The organism is Pseudomonas sp. KCJK8993 (assembly GCF_046230915.1).
Lineage (GTDB): Bacteria > Pseudomonadota > Gammaproteobacteria > Pseudomonadales > Pseudomonadaceae > Aquipseudomonas > Aquipseudomonas piscis.
The window spans coordinates 16918-38060 of sequence record NZ_JBJJLO010000020.1; the positions used below are offsets into that span (position 1 = coordinate 16918).

The 21143-nt window shown below is 66.2% G+C and carries 16 protein-coding genes and 2 pseudogenes; 8 read left to right on the forward strand and 10 right to left on the reverse strand.

The genetic code is table 11. The features are described 5' to 3' along the window. Positions 1-8: 8 nt before the first annotated feature. Complete coding sequence (locus ACK6AU_RS09370) at positions 9-386, forward strand: response regulator (protein WP_185698771.1); 378 nt, start codon at positions 9-11, stop codon at positions 384-386. Positions 387-392: 6 nt separating this feature from the next. On the opposite strand, the gene ACK6AU_RS09375 is transcribed toward ACK6AU_RS09370, so the two are convergent. The 9 genes and pseudogenes from ACK6AU_RS09375 to ACK6AU_RS09415 form a co-directional block, all read right to left on the reverse strand. Continuing rightward, positions 393-2063 carry an ATP-binding protein gene (locus tag ACK6AU_RS09375; protein WP_409298972.1) on the reverse strand — a complete coding sequence of 557 codons (1671 nt, stop codon included), beginning with the start codon at positions 2061-2063 and terminating at the stop codon, positions 393-395. Beyond that, positions 2060-3562, reverse strand: a complete 1503-nt coding sequence (locus tag ACK6AU_RS09380) for an ATPase domain-containing protein (RefSeq protein ID WP_185698773.1) — start codon at positions 3560-3562, stop codon at positions 2060-2062. Before ACK6AU_RS09380 ends, ACK6AU_RS09375 begins: the two co-directional genes overlap by 4 nt. 320 nt (positions 3563-3882) lie before the next feature. Then, positions 3883-4938, reverse strand: a complete 1056-nt coding sequence (locus ACK6AU_RS09385) for a HEAT repeat domain-containing protein (protein ID WP_185698774.1) — start codon at positions 4936-4938, stop codon at positions 3883-3885. Between the two features lie 71 nt (positions 4939-5009). After that, positions 5010-5909 (reverse strand): bestrophin family protein, encoded by a 900-nt coding sequence (locus tag ACK6AU_RS09390; protein ID WP_185698775.1) that lies wholly within the window; start codon positions 5907-5909, stop codon positions 5010-5012. A gap of 350 nt (positions 5910-6259) precedes the next feature. Further along, positions 6260-7681: an efflux transporter outer membrane subunit gene (locus ACK6AU_RS09395; RefSeq protein WP_185698776.1), complete on the reverse strand. Its 1422-nt coding sequence runs from the start codon at positions 7679-7681 to the stop codon at positions 6260-6262. Continuing rightward, positions 7678-10857 carry an efflux RND transporter permease subunit gene (locus ACK6AU_RS09400; RefSeq protein ID WP_409298975.1) on the reverse strand — a complete coding sequence of 1060 codons (3180 nt, stop codon included), beginning with the start codon at positions 10855-10857 and terminating at the stop codon, positions 7678-7680. Before ACK6AU_RS09400 ends, ACK6AU_RS09395 begins: the two co-directional genes overlap by 4 nt. A gap of 15 nt (positions 10858-10872) precedes the next feature. Beyond that, positions 10873-12120: a multidrug efflux RND transporter periplasmic adaptor subunit MexE gene (mexE, locus tag ACK6AU_RS09405; RefSeq protein ID WP_185698778.1), complete on the reverse strand. Its 1248-nt coding sequence runs from the start codon at positions 12118-12120 to the stop codon at positions 10873-10875. A gap of 538 nt (positions 12121-12658) precedes the next feature. Next, positions 12659-12868 (reverse strand): annotated as a pseudogene (locus tag ACK6AU_RS09410) (Crp/Fnr family transcriptional regulator); the annotation flags it as partial. 14 nt (positions 12869-12882) lie between these two features. Next, positions 12883-13071, reverse strand: coding sequence for a hypothetical protein (locus ACK6AU_RS09415; RefSeq protein WP_409298977.1), 189 nt, complete (start codon positions 13069-13071; stop codon positions 12883-12885). A gap of 361 nt (positions 13072-13432) precedes the next feature. On the opposite strand from ACK6AU_RS09415, the gene ACK6AU_RS09420 reads away from it, so the two are divergent. Together ACK6AU_RS09420 and ACK6AU_RS09425 are read left to right on the forward strand one after the other, a co-directional pair. Beyond that, a complete protein-coding gene (locus ACK6AU_RS09420; protein ID WP_409298979.1) occupies positions 13433-14623 on the forward strand; it encodes an NnrS family protein in 1191 nt (396 codons plus the stop codon). Between the two features lie 18 nt (positions 14624-14641). Continuing rightward, on the forward strand, positions 14642-15079 hold the full coding sequence (locus tag ACK6AU_RS09425; protein ID WP_185698781.1) for a hypothetical protein: 438 nt from the start codon (positions 14642-14644) through the stop codon (positions 15077-15079). A gap of 57 nt (positions 15080-15136) precedes the next feature. On the opposite strand, the pseudogene ACK6AU_RS09430 reads toward ACK6AU_RS09425, so the two are convergent. Then, a pseudogene (locus ACK6AU_RS09430) lies at positions 15137-15571 on the reverse strand (hemerythrin domain-containing protein); the annotation flags it as partial. A gap of 178 nt (positions 15572-15749) precedes the next feature. Here ACK6AU_RS09430 and norR point away from each other — a divergent pair. From norR to ACK6AU_RS09455, 5 genes are all read left to right on the forward strand, one after another. Continuing rightward, complete coding sequence (gene norR, locus ACK6AU_RS09435; protein WP_409298981.1) at positions 15750-17270, forward strand: nitric oxide reductase transcriptional regulator NorR; 1521 nt, start codon at positions 15750-15752, stop codon at positions 17268-17270. A gap of 81 nt (positions 17271-17351) precedes the next feature. Further along, positions 17352-17999, forward strand: coding sequence for a pyridoxamine 5'-phosphate oxidase (gene pdxH, locus ACK6AU_RS09440; protein ID WP_409298983.1), 648 nt, complete (start codon positions 17352-17354; stop codon positions 17997-17999). Between the two features lie 455 nt (positions 18000-18454). Continuing rightward, entirely contained in the window at positions 18455-19450 is a 996-nt protein-coding gene (locus ACK6AU_RS09445; protein ID WP_185698785.1) for a peptidase U32 family protein, read from the forward strand. Between the two features lie 10 nt (positions 19451-19460). Next, positions 19461-20351, forward strand: coding sequence for a U32 family peptidase (locus ACK6AU_RS09450; RefSeq protein WP_185698786.1), 891 nt, complete (start codon positions 19461-19463; stop codon positions 20349-20351). A gap of 131 nt (positions 20352-20482) precedes the next feature. Beyond that, the gene (locus ACK6AU_RS09455) at positions 20483-20983 is read left to right on the forward strand and encodes an SCP2 domain-containing protein (RefSeq protein WP_409298986.1); all 501 of its coding nucleotides are present in this window, start codon (positions 20483-20485) and stop codon (positions 20981-20983) included. Positions 20984-21143: the final 160 nt, after the last annotated feature.

A 21143-nucleotide genomic window follows, 5' to 3' on the forward strand; every position in this document is an offset into this window, starting at 1 on the left:
GGTTTTCCATGAGTGAAGATGCACAAGACGTCGTACTGATCGTCGAAGATGAACCGGTGATAATGATGTTGCTGGCCGATTACCTGTCGGGCCTGGGCTATCGGGTACTGCAGGCCGAGAACGGCGAACAGGCGTTCGAGATCCTGGCCACCAAACCCAACCTGGACCTGATGGTCACCGACTACCGGCTGCCGGGTGGCATCACCGGGGTGATGATCGCCGAACCCGCGGTCAAGCTGCGCCCGGACCTGAAGGTGATTTTCATCAGCGGATATCCCAATGAAATCCTCGAGTGCGACAGCCCTATCACCCGCAAGGCACCGATCCTGGCCAAGCCGTTCGACCTCGACAGCTTGCACGAGCAGATCCAGCGGTTGCTGGCCTGAGCGGCCTCAGTCGCGGAGCATTGCCCGCACCTTGGTGGTCAGCAGGTCGAAGGTGAACGGCTTGGTGATCAGTTGCATGCCAGGGTCGAGGAAGCCGCCCCGGACCGCCGCATGCTCGGCGTAGCCGGTGATGAACAGCACCTTGAGCTCTGGGCGCAGTTGCCGACCGATTTCCGCCAGCTGCCGGCCGTTCATGCCCGGCAGGCCCACGTCGCTGACCAGGAGGTCGATGCGCTGTGCTGAATCGAGGATCGGCATGGCGCCCTGGGCGTCGCCGGCCTCGATGAAGTGGTACCCCAACTCGCCCAGCACGGTACTGACCAGCACCCGCACCGCCGGGTCATCCTCGACGATCAGTACCGTCTCGCCGTTTTCCACGGTGGTCGCTTGCTCCTGCACCTGATGTTCGTCGCTGGTCGAGTCACCGCGAAAACGCGGCAGGTACAGGCAGACCTGGGTGCCCTGGCCCTGGGTGCTGTCCAGGGTCACGTGGCCGTGGGACTGCTTGCTGAAGCCATAGATCATCGATAACCCAAGGCCCGTGCCCTGGCCGATGGGCTTGGTGGTGAAGAAGGGGTCGAATACCCGGTTGAGGATGGCTTCGGGCATGCCGCAACCGTTGTCGCTGACCCGCAGCACCACATAGTCGCCGGGCTCGAGGTTGTCGTGGGCCTGGGTGAAGCTAAGGTCCAGCTGGCGATTGAAGGTCTCCACCAGCAACTGGCCACCGTCGGGCATGGCGTCGCGGGCATTGAGTGCAAGGTTGAGCAGGGCGCTCTCGAGCTGGTTGGGGTCGGCCTCGGCCACCCACAGCTGCTCGCCCAGGCGCAGTTCCAGCTGGATGTTCTCGCTGAGGCTGCGTTGTAGCAGCTCGCCCATGGCGCTGACCAGGGCATTCATCTCCACGGGCTTGGCATCCAGCGACTGGCGCCGGGAGAAGGCCAGCAGGCGGTGGGTCAGTCCGGCGGCGCGGTTGGCCGAGGTCACCCCGAGTTCGATCAGGCTGTCCAGATCCTCGGTCCGGCCCCGGGCCAGGCGCCGGCGCAGCAGCTCCAGGCTGCCGATGATGCCGGTGAGCATGTTGTTGAAGTCATGGGCGATACCGCCGGTGAGCTGGCCCACGGCCTCCATCTTCTGCGACTGGCGCAGGGCCTCTTCGTTGTGCCGCAGCTGCGCGGTGCGCTCCTCTACCTGCTGTTCCAGGGTTTCCAGGGTGCGTTGCAGGCGCAGTTCGCTCTGGCTCAGGTCGACCAGTAGGTCACGAGCCTCGTATTGTCGGCGTCGGCCACGCAACGCGGTGCTGACCAGGCTGATCAGGGTAGCGGGGTGGAAGGGCCGCTCGAGGAAGCTGACATTGCCCAGGGGCGTGCTGAACCTGGCGGCCGGGTTCTGTTCCGGTCCGCCGTGGCGGGTCAGCAGCACGATGGGCAGGTCCGACCAGGCCGGCTGTTGCTCCAGATAACGCCGCAGCGGCTCGAGGTCGACTCCCAGCAAGGCTTCGGCGGCAATGATCGCCAATCCCGCGCCTTGCTCCAGTTCCTCGCAGAGGGCCGCCAGATGCGGGGTGACGAGGCTGCTGACCCCGGCTTCGCTCAGCATCCTCTGTGCCAGTTGGCTGTCGCGGCCATGGGGCGTGAGCACCAGGGCCCGTTCGGAAAAGGCCGGCCCTAGGGTCATGGCACCTCGTCCTTGAGCAATGGCTTGTCCTCGCCGTGGTAGTGGGGCACGCCGCGCAATACGCCCTGGAAGGCGTCAAGGGGTTCGCCGATGGTCAGGCCCCGGTCACTGATGCGGTATTCGCGAATGGTCGATTCGTGACTGCCAGTGCGTTTCTTGATGACCGATATGGCCCGGCGCACCTTGCCCAAGGATTCGAAGTAGCGCAGCAGGATCACCGTATCGGCCAGGTAGGTGATGTCCACCGGAGCTTGCATGTCGCCCACCAGGCCATGCTGGGCCACGGTCAGGAAGGTCGCCGCGCCCTGGCGGTTGAGATACAGCAATAGCTCGTGCATGTGCAGTATCAGGGCATTCTCCTCGGGCATCGCCGCCTGGTAGCCATTGATGCTGTCGATCACCACGGTCTTGATCTGGCCCTGGCCGACGCAGCGCCGCACCCGGTGCGACAGCTCGCCTGGCGTCAGCTCGGCAGCATCCACCTGTTCCACCACCAAGTCGCCGCTGTCGTGCAAGGCTTGCAGGTCGATACCCAGCTTGCCCATGCGCTCGAACAAGAGCCCCAGTTCCTCATCGAAGATGAACAGCGCGGCTTTCTCGCCCCGGGCCACGGCGGCGATGGCGAAGATCAGGGCCAGCAGCGACTTGCCGGTGCCGGCCGGGCCGAGGATCAGGGTGCTGGAACCGCTGGCGATCCCGCCGCCGAGCAGGGCGTCCAGTTCAGCGATGCCGCTGGCCAGGGTGCCGCGTTGGTAACCGCTGCGGTGCTCGGCCGCCACCAGGCGCGGGAACACATGCACGCCATTGCCGAGGATGGTGAAGTCGTGGAACCCGCCGCGGTATTTCTGGCCGCGGTACTTCATTATCCGGATACGCCGGCGTTCGGAGCCGTAGCCCGGCGTCAGTTCTTCCAATCGGATCACTGCGTGGGCCACGCTGTGCACGGTCTTGTCCAGGGTGTCGCTGGTCAGGTCGTCCAGCAGCAGGACGGTGGCGTCGTAGCGCACGAAGTAGTGCTTGATCGCCAGGATCTGGCGGCGATAACGCAGGGAATTCTGGGCCAGCAGGCGGATTTCCGAGAGGCTGTCGATCACCACCCGGGTCGGTTTGACCCGTTCCACCACCTCGAAGATCTGCCTTGTGGCTTCCCCCAATTCCAGGTCAGAGGAATACAGCAGGCTTTGCTGGTGCTCGGTATCGAGCAGGCTCTCCGGCGGGGTCAGCTCGAAGATGTGGATATTGTCGTCCAGCTCCCAGCCATGGGACTGGGCGCCCTGGCGCAGTTCGCGCTCGGTTTCCGACAGGGTGATGTACAGGCAGCGCTCACCGGCCTGGGCCCCGGCCCGCAGGAAGTGCAGGGCGATAGTGGTCTTGCCGGTGCCGGGTTCGCCCTCCAGCAGGAACACGTGGCTGCGCGACAGGCCGCCGTTGAGAATGTCGTCCAGGCCTTCGATGCCGGTGCCGGCCTTTTCGCTGAGCAACGTAGATGAAGTGATCAAGCAATCCCCTCGCAATGAGTTCGATCGGTGGCGGCCCGCGGGCCGCGATGCCGCTTTGTTCACTTGACCGTTTGCCGCCAGCGCGGTTCAACCTTTTATCGCCACCGGGGCTCGGGTGCGCAGGCCCATAACCATTCGCCTGGTCGAGCGCTGAAGGTCCTGTGGACTTTGTCGCAGCCTCGCGGGCTCGGCAGCGGCAACAACGGATGTAGCCGCTGCCGAAGGCTGCGCCCGGGCGCGCAGCGGCCGCAATACGCGGTGGCCTGGTGGGACGCTGAAGGTCCTGCTGGCCTTGTCGCGCCTCGCGCAGCGGCGAAGGCTCAGAGGCCCTGCTGCAGGGCCGGGTCGTCGGGGTTCTGCTGTTCCAGCTGGGCCAGCAGCACCTGGACATTCTGCAACTGGCCGCTTTCCTTCCAATAGCTGATCAGCAACACCCGCGCCTTGCGGTTGTAGGGTTGGCGCTGGACGATTTCCTCCAGCTGTTTCTGCGCGGCTTCCAGTTCCTGCTGGCTGTGCAGGGTAGTGGCCAGGTCGTAGCGGTAGGCGGCATTGTTCGGCTCCAGTTCCACTGCCCGGGCCAGGCCCAGCAGGGCGAACTCACCCTGGCCGTGCTGTAGCAGCCACAGCCCCAGGGCGTGCTGCAGGTAGGCCGAGTCCTGCTGGGCCTGCAGCTGCTTGGCCAGCAACTGGCGGGCCGCCTCGCTCTGGCCCTGCTTGTCCAGCACCTCGATCTGCAAGACCACCGCCTGCAGGTTGTCCGGCGCCAGTTTCAGTGCCTGCTCCAGGGTCTGCTGGGCCCTGGCCAGGTCGGCGTTGTGCAGGTACAGGCGCGCCAGCTGGTACTGGGCCTCGACATTATCGCCACGGGTCCTGAGCACCTGGGTGTATTCGTCGATCACCTGTTGCAGCGGGCCGAAGTACAGGCCCTGGTCGTCCGGGGACAGGCCCAGCAGGGCGTCCACCGCGGCGAAGCGCACGCTTTGCTCCGCATCGCTCAGCAGAGGTCCCAGCAGCAGGCTGCGCTTGCCGCTGGGCACCAGGCCGAGCACGCTCTTGATGGCCGCCTTGCGCACTTCGGGCGAAGGGTGCTGCAGGTCGGCGTCGGCCAGTTTCAAGGCCTGGGGGCTGGGGTAGTTGGGCAGCACCGCCAGCAGGCGGATACGTTGCTGGTCGTCGAGATCCGGACGGCCCAGTTGCTGGTAGAGCACCCTGGCCGCACCGGGTTGACCGTTGCGCGCCTTCTCCAGCGCCTGGCCGTAGCCGTGCCTGATGGCATCCGGCACCGCCGGTGGAGCGCTGCGCCAGAACGACCAGGTCAGGACCAGGAGGATGACGATGGGCAGGCTGATCAGCAGGTAGCGGCGGACTCGGGTCATGGGCACGGGAAATTGGCGACTTGAAGAGGGAGCAAGCTTCGACCAGGAACCGGCCCGAGTCAAACCCGGGATCAGGTCAGCACGTATTCCCGGGGTTCCAGCGGCGGTGGCAGTTGCGGTTCACCCAACGCCGCCAGCATTTCGCGCTCCAGGCCGCGCAGCAGGGCACTGCAGGGCAGGTCGTTGTCGTCGTAGCCGAAGGGGTTTTCGAGGTCGTCGCCGATCTCGTCCAGGCCCAGGAAGGTGTAGCTGACGATGGCGGTGAAGAGCGGCGTCAGCCAGCCCAGGGGTTCGGCCATGGCAAAAGGCAGGAGGATGCAGAACAGGTAGATGGTGCGGTGCAACAGCAAAGTGTAGGGGAAGGGCAGCGGGGTGTTCTGGATCCTTTCGCAGGCGGCTTGAACCAGGCTCAGGCTGACCAGGCGAGTTTCCAGCTGGGTATAGCGCCATTCGCTGATCAGCCCTTGCCGTGCCCAGTGCGAGCAGCGCCGGCCGATGTGCTGCAACTGGGCGTCGGTCAGGTTCGGGTGCTGCCGGTCCACGGGCGCCTGGGCCCAGGGCGCCAGGGCACTGGCCTCGTCCTCGTGGCGCAGCCGGGCGACCAGGCTGTGGGCGAAACCACAGAGGTCACGCAGCAAGCCTTCACGTTCGCGATGGCCTTCGAGCACCAGGCTCTCGCGGATCAGCGAGCGCACCTCGATGGCCAACTGCCCCAGTTGCTTGCGGCCTTCCCACCAGCGGTCATAGCAGGCGTTGTTGCGAAAGCTCATGAAGATCGACAACGACAGCCCCAGCAGGGTAAACGGCGTGGCGCTGACCCTGGAGAAGTAGCTGGGCTGCAAGGTTTCCACCAGCACTATGACCGAGGCCAGCAGGGTCACCAGGGCGCAGCGCAGGGCGATGCGCTTGGCGATCGAGCCCTTGAGGGCGAAGAGCAGGGCGATCAGGTTCGGTTTGGGACGCACGATCATGGGGACAAGGGCCTGGGCGACTACGAGGCGAGCGCAGGTTAGGAGCGGGCCGGGTGGCTGTCCAATCGTAATGGCCGACTGGTTGATCGATCTCCTCTATCGGCGATTCTTCGCCGTGTAGCCGCTGTCGAGCCATCGGCGAGGCTGCACGAAGGTCCGCAGGACCTTGCTTGGCGATCTTCAGCGGGTGCAAGCGCCTGCCCCTGCGGCATCGGTATGCCGCCCCGGCCGGGCGCAGCCTTGCGTGGCGGCAGGTCGGTATCCGGGCAAAAAAAGGCCCCGCGACCGAATGATCCACGGGGCCAAACATTGGTTGGTTGCGGCCAACCAAAGGAGCGCGTTGCAATTCTTTAGTTGCTGGCCAGCGTCTCGGGTTGCCAGCCACCGCCCAGGGCCTTGTAGATGGCGACGATGCCGCGGTACAGCTCGACTTCGGCCTGGGCCTGGGAGTCTTCGGCGGCCAGGCGCTCGCGCTGGGCGTCCAGCAGCACCAGGAAGTCCACGGTGCCTTCGCGATAGCGGATCTCGGCCAGGTCGGCGGCGGCGCGGCTGGACTCGCTCTGGCGGATCAGCGAGAGCAGGCGCTGCTGGCGCTTGCCGTAGTCGCTGAAGGCATTCTCCGATTCTTCCAGGGCCAGCAGCACCTGCTGCTCATAGTTGGCCAGGGCGCCGTCGGCATTGGCGTCGGCGCCGCGCAGGCGCGCCCGCACGCTGCCCAGGTCGAAGGCGGCCCAGGTGATGCTCGGGCCCAGGGCCCAGGCATTGGCCGCCGAGGAACCGATCTGCGAGCCACGTCCGGCGGTGAAGCCGAGGAAACCACTGAGGCTGACCCTCGGGAACAGATCGGCCTTGGCCACGCCGATTCGCGCGGTGGCGGCGGCCAGCTTGCGTTCGGCGCTGAGGATGTCCGGCCGGCGCTGCAGCAGCTCGCCCGGATCGCCGATCGGCAAGGCCTTGGCGATGGCCGGCAACTGCGCGGGCGAAAGGTCGACGCTGAGCTTGTCCGGACGCTCGCCCAGCAGGGTGGCGATGCGGTTGCGCTGGCGTACCTGCTCGGCCTGCAGTTGCGGCACGCTGGCCTCCACCGCGGCCAGGCGCGCATCGGCGCGGACCACGTCCAGCTGGTCGCCCACTCCGGCGTCGCGCAGGCTTTCGGTGATCTTGCGCGAGGCCTTCTGGTTGTCCAGGTTGGCCAGGGCGATCTTTTCCCGCAGTTGTGCGCCACGCAGCTGGCCGTAGGCATCCACCAGCTCGGCGATCATGGTCACCTGCAACTGGTAGAGGTCGGCCTCGGCGGCTTGCTGGTCGGCTTCGGTGGCTTCCAGGTTGCGCTGGATACGGCCGAACAGGTCCAGCTCCCAGGCCATGTCCAGCCCCAGGTCGTAGCGCTCGCTATTGACCCGCTTGCTGGTCTGGCCGGGCACCTGGCCCTTGCCCAGGTTGCTGCTGGCGCGGCTGGTGATGGTCGGCATGGCGTCGTTGCTGGCGTCATCGCGGATCGCCCGGGCGGCCCGCAGGCGGGCGAAGGCCACCCGCAGCTCACGGTTGCCCTCAAGCGACTGGCTCACCAGCTGGTTGAGCGTCGGATCGTCGAACTGCTGCCACCAGATGCCTTCGAAGCGCGCGCGATCGAAATTCTTCTGGCCCGCAGCGCTGTCGCCGGCGGCGCCGATGTGCGCCGCCTCGGTGCTCGGGGTCTGGTAGTCCGGGCCTACGGCACAGGCACTCAGGGCCAGTACCAGCAGGCTCGGCAGGAAGACTTTCGAACTCATTGTTGCATCTCCAGTTGCAGGGCGCGGGCGGCCTTGCGGGCCTCGCTGCGCTCCACGTAGTTGCGGATCAGGACATAGAACACCGGGGTCAGCAGGAGGCCGAAGAAGGTCACCCCGAGCATCCCGGAGAACACCGCCACACCCATGGCATGACGCATTTCCGCACCCGCGCCGCTGGAGATCACCAGGGGCACCACGCCCATGATGAAGGCGAAGGAGGTCATCAGGATCGGCCGCAGGCGCAGGCGGCAGGCTTCCAGTACCGCGGCCAGCGGGTCCAGTCCTTCCTCTTGCTTGTCCTTGGCGAACTCGACGATCAGGATCGCGTTCTTGCACGCCAGGCCCACCAGTACGATCAAGCCGATCTGGGTGAAGATGTTGTTGTCGCCACCGGAGAGGATCACCCCGGCAATGGCCGACAGCAGGGTCATGGGCACGATCAGGATCACCGCCAGCGGCAGGCTCCAGCTTTCGTACTGGGCGGCCAGCACCAGGAAGGCCAGCAGTACGCACAGCGGGAACACGAACAGCGCAGTGTTGCCAGCCAGGATCTGTTGGTAGGTCAACTCGGTCCATTCGTAGGTCATGCCGTTGGGCAGTTCTTCCTTGAGCAGTTTCTCGATCGCCGCCTGGGCCTGGCCGGAGCTGTAGCCCGGGGCTGCCGCGCCGTTGATCTCGGCGGTGACGAAGCCGTTGTAGTGCATGACCCGGTCGGGACCTGCGGTGTCGCTGACCTTGATGAAGGTCGCCAAGGGGATCATCTCGCCCTTGTTGTTGCGCACCTTGAGCTGGCCGATCTGCTCGGCTTCCAGGCGGAACTGCTGCTCGGCCTGGACGTTGACCTGGTAGGTGCGTCCGAAGCGGTTGAAGTCGTTGGCATACAGCGAGCCCAGGTAGATCTGCAGGGTGTCGAAGATGTCCGAGATCGCCACGCCGTGGGTCTTGGCCTTTTCCCGGTCGATGGCCGCGTCCACTTGGGGCACGTTGACCTGGTAGCTGGTGAACAGCCCGGCCAGTTCCGGCACGCTGCGGCTCTTGGCGATGACGTTCTGCACTTCCTTGTACAGGTCCTCGTAGCCCAGGCCACCACGGTCCTCGACCTGCAGGCGGAACCCGCCGATGGTGCCCAGGCCCTGTACCGGTGGCGGTGGGAAGATCGCCATGTAGGCATCCTGGATATCAGCGTACTTGCCGTTCAGGGCCCCGGCGATGGCGCCGGCGGACATGCTCGGGTCCTTGCGCTCCTCAAAGGGCTTCAAGGTGACGAAGACGATGCCGTTGTTCGGGCTGTTGGTGAAGCCGTTGATCGACAGGCCGGGGAAGGCCACGGCGCTTTCCACGCCCGGCTGTTTCAGGGCGATGTCGGACATGCGCTTGATCACGTCCTCGGTGCGATCCAGGCTCGCCGCATCCGGCAACTGGGCGAAGGCCACCAGGTACTGCTTGTCCTGGGCCGGAACGAAGCCGGTGGGCGTGTGGGCGAAGCCGAACCAGGTCAGGACCATCAGGCCGGCATACAGGAACAGGGCGATGCCGCTGCCACGGATGACCCGGCGCACAGTGCCGACGTAGCCGTTGCTGGCGCGCTCGAAGAAGCGGTTGAACGGCTTGAACAGCCAGCCACCCAGCAGCTTGTCGAGGAACAGCGAGAAACGGTCCTTGGGCGCGTGGTGTTCCTTGAGCAGCACTGCCGCCAGGGCCGGGGACAGGGTCAGGGAGTTGAAGGCCGAGATCACCGTGGAAATGGCGATGGTCAGGGCGAACTGCTTGTAGAACTGTCCGGTCAGGCCGCTGATGAAGGCCGCGGGCACGAACACCGCGCACAGCACCAGGGCGGTGGCGATGATCGGGCCGGTCACCTCGCGCATGGCGCGCTGGGTGGCTTCCACCGGGTTCAGGCCCAGGCCGATGTTACGTTCGACGTTCTCCACCACCACGATGGCGTCGTCCACCACGATGCCGATGGCCAGTACCAGGCCGAACAGCGACAGCGCGTTGAGCGAGAAGCCGAACATGTGCATCACCGCGAAGGTGCCGATCAGCGAGACCGGTACGGCCACCAGCGGGATGATCGAGGCACGCCAGGTCTGCAGGAACAGGATCACTACCAGTACCACCAGCACCAGGGCTTCGAACAGGGTATGCACCACTGCCTCGATGGAGCCACGGACGAAGATGGTCGGGTCATAGACGATGCTGAAGTCCATGCCTTCGGGGAAGTTCTGCTTGAGCTCGGCCATCTTGGCCCGCACTTCGTTGGAAATCTCGATGGCATTGGAGCCCGGACGCTGGAAGATCGGGATCGCCACCGCCGGCTGGTTGTCCAGCAGCGAGCGCAGGGCGTACTGGCTCGACCCCAGCTCGACCCGGGCGATGTCCTTCAGGCGGGTGATCTCGCCGTCTTCGCCGGAACGAATGATGATGTTCTCGAACTCTTCCTCGGTGACCAGGCGGCCCTGGGTGTTGACCGACAGCTGGAAGCTGGTGGCGTTGGGCGCAGGTGGCGCGCCCAGGGCACCGGCGGCGACCTGGCGGTTCTGTTCACGAATCGCGCTGACCACGTCGGTGGCGGTCAGATTGCGCGAAGCGGTCTTGTTCGGGTCCAGCCACACGCGCAGCGAGTAGTCGCCCATGCCGAACAGCTGCACGTCGCCCACGCCACCCAGGCGCGCCAGCTCGTCCTTGATGTTGAGGATGGCGTAGTTGGACAGGTAGAGCATGTCGTAGCGTTTGTCCGGCGAGGTCAGGTGCACCACCATGGTCAGGTCGGGGGAGGCCTTGTCCACGGTGATGCCGATGCGCGTCACTTCCTCCGGCAGCTTGGGCAGGGTCCGGGTCACGCGGTTCTGCACCTGGACCTGGGCATTGTCCAGGTCGGTGCCCAGGGCGAAGGTCACGGTCAGGGTGATCTTGCCGTCGGCGGTGGATTGCGAGGACATGTAGAGCATGTTCTCGACCCCGGTGATGGCCTGCTCCAGCGGCGCGGCTACGGTTTCACCGATCACCTTGGGGTTGGCCCCCGGGAAGTTGGCGCGTACCACCACGGTCGGCGGCACCACTTCCGGGTATTCGCTGATGGGGAGCTGGAACAGCGAGATGGCGCCGGCGATCAGGATCAGCAGCGATAGCACCGCTGCGAAGATCGGCCTTGATATGAAGAATTGGGAAAAATTCATCTTGAGAGTCGTCCCTTAACCGCGCGGAGTCGCGGCGGCGAGTTTCACGGCCACAGCCGGCTTGGCAGGGGTGACCTGCTGCAGGTTGCTGGCTTCCAGTGCTTGGCGTTGTTGGGCCAGGGCAGCGAGGGTTTCCTTGCTGGCCATGGGGATCACTTCAGGCGTGACCGGTGCCCCCGGGCGTGCCCGTTGCAGGCCCTTGACGATGATGGTGTCGTCCTTGCTCAAACCGTTGCGCACGATGCGCAGGCCTTCGATCTTCGGCCCCAGTTCGACGGCGCGGTAGGCCGGCTTGTTATCGGCGTCCATCACCAGCACGAACTTCTTGCCCAGGTCGGTGCCCACGGCTTCGTCGTTGATCAGCATCGCCGAGTAAGTGCCGCTGCCCACCAGCTTGAGCCGGGCGTAGAGGCCCGGGGTGTAGCTGCCATCGCTGTTGTCGAACACCGCGCGGCCACGGATGGTGCCGGTCTTGGGGTTGACCTGGTTGTCGACGAAGTTCATCTGGCCCAGGTGCGGGTGGCCGTCCTCGTTGGACAGGCCCAGGTACACCGGGGTGCTCTGGCCGCGCTGGCCCTGGCGGGCAAGCTGGGTGTACTTGAGGTACACGCGCTCGTCGGCGTCGAAGTAGGCGTAGACCTTGTCGGTGGAGACCACGCTGGTCAGCGCGGTGACGTCGGCGGTCACCAGGTTGCCGGCGGTGATCTGCGCACGGCTGACCCGGCCGCTGATGGGCGCGACGACGCGGGTGAAGCTGAGGTTGAGCTTGGCCAGGTCCAGTTGCGCCTGGATCGCGTCGACCCCGGCCCGGGCTTCCTGGGCGGCGCTGGTGCGGGTGTCGGCCAGCTCGGCGGAAATCGCGTTGCTGGTCAGCAGGCGCTGGCCACGCTGGGCTTCGTTGGCGCTGCGGGTCGCGGTGGCCCGGGCCTGTTGCAGCTGGGCTTCCAGGCGACGCACTTCGGCCTGGAACGGCCGGGGGTCGATCTGGAACAGCAGGTCGCCTTTTTTCACCAGGGCGCCTTCGGTGAACGCCACCTGGTCGATCTGGCCCGAGACCCGTGGGCGGATCTCGACGGTTTCCGGGGCCTCCAGGCGCCCGGTGAACTCATCCCATTCGTTGACGGGTTGCTCCAGCACCTTGGCCACGCTGACCTTGGCTGCCGCTGGGGCGGAGGCGGTCTGTGGAGCCTTGCCGCAGGCGCTCAACACCAGCACGGCGAGCGCGGCTAGTGGAAAACTTAAGAGTTTGACTGACTGGTCCATGGGTACATCCGCCAAGGTAATTTGAGATGGGCGGATGATGCTCGGCGGGTTTGTATCTCACGAATCGAATGAAGCAAAGGTAACTATCATTCGGAATGATATAAGCCCATGGCAAGCCCTCTAGCATGCGCCTTTCGTTAGGTTCCTATCAATTCCCTCGGGCGCAAATAATTATTGTCCTGTGCGCAACATTGGCGTGGTGCAACGTCAAGACCCGGCACAGCAGGCACTGGCGATGCTCCACTCGGTACGTGAGGCCTTCGTCAAGGATCGGACCGCCACCTCAAACCACATTCATGCCTGCGCGTATTGGAGCCGGGTATCAGCCTGACACCTGGTTTCAAGTCGATTCAAATACTTCCCGTTGTGCTGGAAACGCTCGAAGCACCCACACTGGTACTCAGGCTCCTGAACGATCTACGCGACCATTTCAACTACCTGGACGAGCAGACCACAAGACCTTGACCAAGTAAGTCCAATGCCAGGCCGTTGAAGATGATCGGGCTTCGCGGTTGATGACAATTCAGTGCGTCGGCCCGATCACCTCGAAGACCTTCTCCTGGCCGTTCGGGGTCAGGCGGTAGATCTTCACCGTCCCGGCGATGACGAAATAGAACGCATCGGCGGTTTCGCCCTGGTGGAACAGCGGCTCGCCCTTGTCGACGCTGAGCAGCTGGCTGGTGGCCATCAACTCGTCGAGCTGCTCGTCGTTCAGGAGTTCAGACCAGGCTCGGAACCTGTTCACGATCTGCTGCGCTTAACTCATGCGGCGTTAAAAGTGGCTTCGAAATGCTCATTTAGGGCCATAAATTGCGCTTTCTCAGCCATTTCTGCCTTGCCTGAGCGTCGCTCGCTAGAGCGTGAACAGGTTCTCAGGGAAATACCGCTGGCGGTCGCCACCCGGGCGCTGAGGATGCAGAACCAGGCCAGGGGCTGGACGATGTTTTTCATGGGAACTCCAGGAACGCGGGATAGCTTTGCCGAGCAAGGCCCGGACCTGCCCCTGGACGCCCGCGCACCCTCGACCTGAATGGCGGCAGGGTTTAAATGACCCTGGTAACTAGGGTTGCAATGACCATGAACGGGTTGTTTTTACCCCGTCATTGGCGGCAGGGCGCCGGCCAGCCGCGCCCGCGCACAGGGCACGCCCCTTGCACTATCAACCTGGACAGCCAGTTCGCCGCTGTCGTCGACCGGCCCATCGACTGCTTCGTTGACGTGGCGCAGCGGCGACGGTCGGTGAATGGCAGAAGGTGACGCCGGGCTTCGCTTCGTCGTGGATAGCACCGGCAACAAGGTAAGGAGTGGCTCGATGCAAGTACTTGATCGCCGTAAGGCCCTGGCCGTAGCGCCGTTGTTGCGCCTGGCGTTCCGTCCGCTGTTCCTCGCCGGCTGCGTCCTCGCGCTGCTGGCGATACCGCTGTGGCTGGCGGCGCTGCAGGGCGTGCTGGGCAGTTGGGAGCCCGCGGGCGGCTGGCTGGCCTGGCACCGCCACGAACTGGTATTCGGTTTCGGCCTGGCGATCATCGCCGGCTTCCTGCTCACCGCGGTGCAGACCTGGACCGGCCAGCCGGGCCTGTCCGGCAAGCCGCTGGCGGGCCTGGCGCTGTTGTGGCTGGCCGCCCGGGTAGCCTGGTTGGCGGACCTGCCCTGGCCGCTGCTGGCGCCGCTGGAGCTGGGCTTTCCATTGCTGGTGGCGCTAGTCATGGCGCGGACCCTGTGGCGGGTGCGCCAGCAGCGCAACTATCCGCTGGTGCTGGTCCTGCTGTTGCTGACGGCGGTGGATGGCCTGGCGGTGTGCGGCCTGGTGCGTGGCGATGAGGGCTGGCAGCGCCAGGCGGTGCTGGCCGGCATCTGGCTGGTGGCGGCGATCATGGGCCTGATCGGCGGCCGGGTGATTCCGTTCTTCACCCAGCGCGGGCTGGGGCGGGCCGAGGCGGTGGCGCCCTGGCCCTGGCTCGACTGGCTGTTGCTGGGCGGTTCGGCCCTGGTGGCGCTGCTGTATGCCGCTGGGCTGGCCCTGGCCCCGAGGCCCTGGCTGGGCCTGTTGTTCGCCTTCCTGGCGCTCGGGCACCTGGTACGCCTGTGGCGCTGGCATGATCGCGGCCTGTGGCAGGTACCGCTGCTATGGTCGTTGCACCTGGCCTATGCCTGGCTGGCGCTGGCCTGCCTGGGCATGGCCCTGTGGCATGACGGGGTGGCGCTGAACCCGAGCCTGGCGGTGCACTGCCTGACCATCGGCGCCATGGCCGGATTGATCCTGGCGATGATCGCCCGGGTCAGCCTCGGCCATACCGGGCGGCCCTTGCAGACACCGGCGGGGATGACCCTGGCCTTCATCCTGATCAATCTGGCCGGCGTCGGCCGGGTACTGCTGGTGCCCTGGCTGCCCCAGGCCGGGTTGTGGCTGGCGGGCGCGTGCTGGGCCCTGGCCTTCGCCCTGTATGCCTGGCGCTACGGACCGATGCTGCTGCAGCCACGGGTCGACGGCCAACCAGGTTAAGGTCCGGGAGAGTCCAGGATGTTCTATCCCTATCTGTTGCTGATCCACCTGCTGGCGGCCATCGCGTTCATCGGCACGCTGTTCTTCGAGCTGCTCATCTGGCCGGCGGTGCGCCGCCAGGTACCGGCCGCGGCCCAGGCCGGGGTCGACCAGGCGCTGTCGGTGCGCTCGCGCAAGGTCCTGCATGGCGTGGTGCTGTTGCTCTATGGCGCCGGCATCGGCCTGGCCTGGCACCACCGCCTGGCCCTGGCGCATCCGCTGGGCAGTACCTTCGCCAGCTTGCTGGGGCTGAAGATCATCCTGGCCCTGAGCATCATCGGCCACTACCTCCTGCTGGCGTTCTGGCTGCTCGGCGGACGCTTGAGCGAGGCCCGGGCGCTGGGCATCCGCCGCAGTATCCTCGGGCATATGGTGTTGATCGTGATCCTGGCCAAGGCCATGTTCTATTGGCATTGACCGACGCGGGCCGGCCTGTTTCCACCTGGGAGCGGGCCGGACCGGGAGGGGCGCGGGCTATTGCAGGGCCCGGGTGAACAGCAGGTCGTTTTCCAGTTGGATGTGCTCCAGCAAGTCGTCGCGAAATTCCTGCAGGCCGCTGTACAGGGTGCGCCAGGTGTTGCAGGCGGCCTCTGGAGTGGTGATCTGCCCCGTCAGTTGCATTAACCGCTCCAGGGCCTCGCCGTGCTGGTCGTGCTCCAGGCGCATCACGTGGATCGGTGCGCCGGCCTGGCGGCCCATGCCCCGTTGCAGCAGCGGGAACAGCACCTGTTCCTCCTTGAGCATGTGGCTTTCCAGTTCCTGTTGCATGTCCTGCAAATGGTCGGCCAGGCCTTCGGGGCAGTGGCTGTCGCCGGCATGCACCTGTTCCACCCGGCGGGCCAGGCGGATCAGTTCCGGCAGTTGCTCACGGTGGCGGTCGTGAAAGCGCGACAGGATGTGTTCGATGAGTTCGCTTTGGGACAGTGTCGGGTTCATCAGGAGATTCCTGGGTGGTGTGGGTCCTGCCGGGTGAGTGCATCGCCCATGCCAGCTTTGATTGCCCGAAATCAATGGCCGTTTCCGGGACTATGGTGAAATCCACCGCGATTTCCCTGGGTAGATATGACCATAGAGGGTGAGGATCACCATGCTGCGAGAAAGCCTGGCCGCCGACCTGATCGTCGAGTTGCCCAATGCCGTGCGGTTGCAACGACTGGTGCAGACCCTGCGCGAATACTTTCGTTGCGGTGCGGTCGGCCTGTTGCGCCTGGAGGACGACAGCCTGCGGCCGCTGGCCACCGTCGGCCTGGTGCACGAGGCCCTCGGGCGGCGCTTCGTGATTGCCCAGCACCCCCGGCTGGCGGCGATCATGGCCTCGCGCGAGCCGACCTGGTTCGAACCCGACAGCCGCTTGCCGGACCCTTACGACGGCCTGCTCGATACCGCCGTCAGCGAACCCTTGGCCGTGCACGACTGCATGGGCGTGAGCCTCTATATCGAAGGCCGGATCTGGGGCGCGATCACCCTCGATGCCTTGCAGGCCGGCACTTTCGACGATGCCGCCCGGGACGAGCTCAAGCGCTGCACCCTGCAGATCGAAGCGGCCGTGCGCGTCACCCGCCTGGAGCAGGAGAACCGCAGCCTGCGCTTGTCCCGCAGCGGCCCCGTGGATATGCGGCGGCCCGTGGAGGAGGGCGAGATCCTCGGCCAGAGCGATGTGTTGCACCAGTTGCTCAACGAGCTGGACGTGCTGGCCGACGCCGAGCTGCCGGTGTTGCTGTTGGGCGAGACCGGGGTCGGCAAGGAACTGTTCGCCCGGCGCCTGCATCGCCTGTCGCGGCGCAGCCACAAGCCTCTGGTGCAGGTCAACTGCGCGGCCTTGCCCGAATCCCTGGCCGAGAGCGAGCTGTTCGGCCATGTCAAAGGGGCGTTCTCCGGTGCCACCAGCGATCGCGCCGGGCGCTTCGACGCGGCCAATGGCGGCACGCTATTCCTCGACGAGGTGGGCGAGCTGCCCCTGAGCGTCCAGGCCAAGCTGTTGCGCACCTTGCAGAATGGCGAGATCCAACGGCTGGGGGCGGACAAGCCGCTGCACGTCGATGTGCGCATCATCGCCGCCACCAACCGGCACTTGCCCGACAGCATCCGCGACGGCCTGTTCCGCGCCGACCTCTATCACCGCTTGTCGGTGTACCCGGTGCCGATCCCGCCGCTGCGCGAGCGTGGCCACGATGTGCTGCTGATCGCCGGGCACTTTCTCGAACTCAACCGCACCCGCTTGGGCTTGCGCGGGCTGCGCCTGTCGGCGGCGGCCGAGCGGGCGCTGCTGGGCTACCGCTGGCCGGGCAACGTGCGCGAACTGGAACACGTGATCGGCCGGGCCGCGCTCAAGCAGCTCAGCCGCGATGGCAGCCGCAGCCTGATCATCACCCTGGAGCCTGCGGCCCTGGACCTGGACAGCACCCCGGCGTCGCCGCCGGTGCCCGAGCAGCCGGCGGCCCCGGGCTTGCCCTTGACCTCCCTGGGGGATGCGGTGGATGCCTGCCAGCGCCAGTGCATCGTCCAGGCCTTGCGCCTGAGCGGCGACAACTGGGCCGCTGCGGCGCGGCTGCTGGCGGTGGACCCGAGCAACCTGCACAAGCTGGCCAGGCGCTTGCGGCTCAAGTAGCGCCAGCGGCGTTGATGACGGTCAAGGTGCGCAGGTGGCGCTGCTTACAGACTGCGCGGCACTTACCAGGAGATCACCGCCATGCCGCTGGCCCTTGCCCAGATGCGCCGTAACTACACCCTAGGTGGCCTGCACGAAGAGCAGGCGCCGGACGATCCGCTGCTGCTGTTCGGCCAGTGGCTGGAGCAGGCACGGGCAACCGAGAGCGCTCCCGTGGAGGCCAACAGCATGCACCTGGCGACGGTGGACAGCCAGGGCCGGCCCCATGGCCGGGTATTGCTGCTCAAGGGGGTGAGCGCTGAGGGGTTCACCTTCTTCGGCAATTACCAGAGTGCCAAGGGCCTGGAGCTGGCGGCCAACCCCCAGGCCGCCATGACCTTCTTCTGGCCGGCCCTGGAGCGTCAGGTGCGGATCGAGGGTCCGGTGGCGCGCCTGGCGGACGAGCTGTCCGACGCCTATTTCGACTCCCGGCCCCTGGCCAGCCGCCTCGGCGCCTGGGCCTCACCCCAGAGCCGGCCGCTGGCCGATCGCGATGAGTTGCAGGCACTGCTGGCCCAGACCATCCGCCGTTTCGTCGAGGAACCCCTGCACCGGCCCGCGCATTGGGGAGGCTATTGCCTGCAGCCCGAGCGCCTGGAGTTCTGGCAGGGCCGGGCCGACCGCCTGCACGACCGTCTCGACTACCGGCGCCAGGATGGCCAGTGGCGGCGCCAGCGCCTGGCGCCCTGAGCCGCCCCCCGGAAGTACTTCCAAGGCGGGGGGGGCCGCCGGGGCTTCGGGTCCAGGCGTGGGCCCACAGCCGATTCCCCGCCTACAGGACGCCCAGGCCATGGCCATTTGGCGTAACGCACCCTTGTATCCATGAACCTCAGCCGCGCTGACCATCCGCGATACCCGCACCTTCGAGATCGACAGTTCCGGACAGGCCCTGGTCCGACCTGTTGCAGGCCGCCGGCCATGCGCTGCTGTCCCTGGCGCTGGTGGAGTGCCAGCGGCAACTGCGCCAGGACGACCCGGTGCAGTTCCTCTCGTTCGCCGAGCGGATGCAGTGAGCGCTCTTGATTATCGTCAAGGTCCTGCCGGGCGCGCTGGCTAGACTGGCAGCGCTTTTTTTCCAGCGCTCCGGGCCTGCTGGCGGTCTGCACGAAAGGTGGGGGCAGCAGGTTCTTTGAAGAGGAATGCCCATGCAACTGGTCTGCCCGGCAGGCAACCTGCCTGCACTCAAGGCCGCGGTACGCCAAGGCGCCGACGCGGTCTACGTCGGTTTTCGCGATGACACCAATGCCCGCAGCTTCGCCGGGCTGAACATGGACGACAAGCAGTTCGACGCCGCCGTCGCCCATATCCGCCAACACCAGCGCCAGCTCTATGTGGCGGTCAACACCTACCCCCAGCCCCAGGGCTGGGAGCGCTGGCAACGGGCGGTGGACCGCGCCGCCGACCATGGCGTGGATGCCTTGATCGCCGCCGATCCCGGAGTCCTGGGCTACGCCACCGAGCGCCATCCGCACCTGAGCCTGCACCTGTCGGTGCAAGGCTCGGCCACCAACGCCAGCGCCCTGGCGTTCTACTCCCAGCACTACAACATCCGTCGCGCGGTGTTGCCCCGGGTGCTGTCCCTGGCCCAGGTGCGCCAGGTGGCGGTCAACAGCGCGGTGCCCATCGAGGTGTTCGCCTTCGGCAGCCTGTGCATCATGGCCGAGGGCCGTTGCCACCTGTCGTCCTACATCACGGGCGAGTCGCCGAACCTGTGCGGGGTCTGCTCGCCGGCCAAGGCGGTGCGCTGGAGCGAGGACGCCGAGGGCTTGAGCGCCCGCCTGAGCGAGGTGCTGATCGACCGCTACGGGCCTGAAGAACCGGCCGGCTACCCGACCCTGTGCAAGGGCCGGTTCATGGTCGGCGGCAAGCGCTTCCATGCCCTGGAGGAACCCACCAGCCTCGACACCCTCGACCTGCTGCCGGAGTTGGCGGCGATCGGCGTGCAGGCGGTGAAGATCGAAGGGCGCCAGCGCAGCCCGGCCTATGTCGAGCAGGTCACCCGGGTCTGGCGCGCCGCGCTGGATGCCCATCGCCGGGCGCCCGAGCGTTTCGCGGTCAAGGACCAGTGGCGGCATGTGCTGGCCGGGCTTTCCGAAGGCAGCCAGACCACCCTGGGCGCCTACCACCGTGCATGGCAATGAGGGACTACCGATGAAGCTCAGCCTGGGACCCGTCCTCTACTACTGGGACAAGGAGCGCTTGGCGCGATTCTACGAACAGATGGCCAGCCTGGCGCTGGATGTGATCTACCTGGGGGAAACCGTGTGCTCCAAGCGCCGGGTGCTCAACCTGGACCAGTGGCTGGGCCTGGGGCGCGAGCTGCAGCAGGCCGGTGCGGCGCAGATCGTGCTGTCGGGCCTGGCCCTGATCGAGGCCGCCTCCGAGCTGTCGAGCCTGCGCCGCCTGTGCGACAACGGCCAGTTCCTGGTGGAGGCCAACGACATGGGCGCGGTGCAGTTCCTGGCCGAGCGCCAACTGCCGTTCGTGGCCGGCCCGGCACTGAACCTGTACAACGGCCACGCCCTGGCCAAGCTGCAGGACTGCGGGATGATCCGTTGGGTGCCGCCGGTGGAATGCTCCGCGGCCCTGGTGCGCGCCGTGCTCGAGCAAGTTGCCGGGCTGGGCCGGGCCTTGCCCGAGGTCGAGGTGTTCGCCTACGGCCACCTGCCGCTGGCCTACTCGGCGCGTTGCTTCACCGCCCGCGCGGAAAACCGCCCCAAGGACGACTGCCAGTTCTGCTGCATCAACTACCCCGATGGCCTGGCCCTGAGCAGCCAGGAAGGCCAGGCGCTGTTCACCCTCAATGGCATCCAGACCCTGTCGGCCGAGGTCACCAACCTGCTGGCCGATTACCCGGGGCTGGTGGCCTGTGGTGCCGACCTGTTGCGCCTGAGCCCCCGGGCGGAAGGCATGGTCCAGGTGGTGGAGGCCTTCGCCCGGGTCTGCCAGGGCGAGGCGCCACCGCTGTGCGTGGATGGCTGCAATGGTTACTGGCATGGCCAGGCGGGCATGTTGCGGGCCGAGGAGGCGGGACTGTGCTGAAACCCACGCAATGGCTGCTCAAGGGTGCCGCTAAAAACGTAGGCGAGGCCGCCAGCGCAAGGCAAGAACCGGCGAAAAAGCGCAGTTCACCTGAAGTGAATGAGCATGTTGAGCCGGTTTTTAACGCAGCGATGGCAACGCAGGTAGTTTTTAGAGGTGCCCTCAAGGGTGCCGACCGGATCTTGCCGTTGCTGCGCCGGGTGCCGTTCGGCCTCCAGCGCCTGGCCCTGGAGCAGGCGCTCAACCGCTGCCTGGCCGAGCCCCTGGCCGAGGGCGAGTTCGACCTGTTGCGCGGGCGCTGGTTGTGCCTGCGCATCAGCGACCTGGACCTGACCTGGTACCTGACGCGCCAGCGCGATGGCCTGCACATCGCCCGGCGGGCCCGGGCCGATGTCAGCATCCGCGGCAACTGGTGCGAGTTCCTGCTGCTGGCCAGCCGCCAGGAAGACCCGGATACCTTGTTCTTCCGCCGGCGCCTGGTGATCGAGGGCGATACCGAACTGGGCCTGACCCTGAAGAACCTGATCGACAGCCTTGACCCGCAGGTGTTGCCGGGGTGGTTGTGGCGCCACCTGGAACGGGCCGGCCAGGGCCTGGCCGGCACCGCAGGGCACGGCGTTCAGCCGGGGTAGTCGGCCAGGCGGTCGAGGGCGAGGATCTGGATGCCGCGCCCCGGCATGCTGACACAGCCGCATCGGCGAGCACGAACCCGCAGCATTCCTTTGGATAAATGCTGCGGGCATGCCAATAGATTTCGTGCAGAACCCGTTGGGTCAACATATTCCCGTTCAT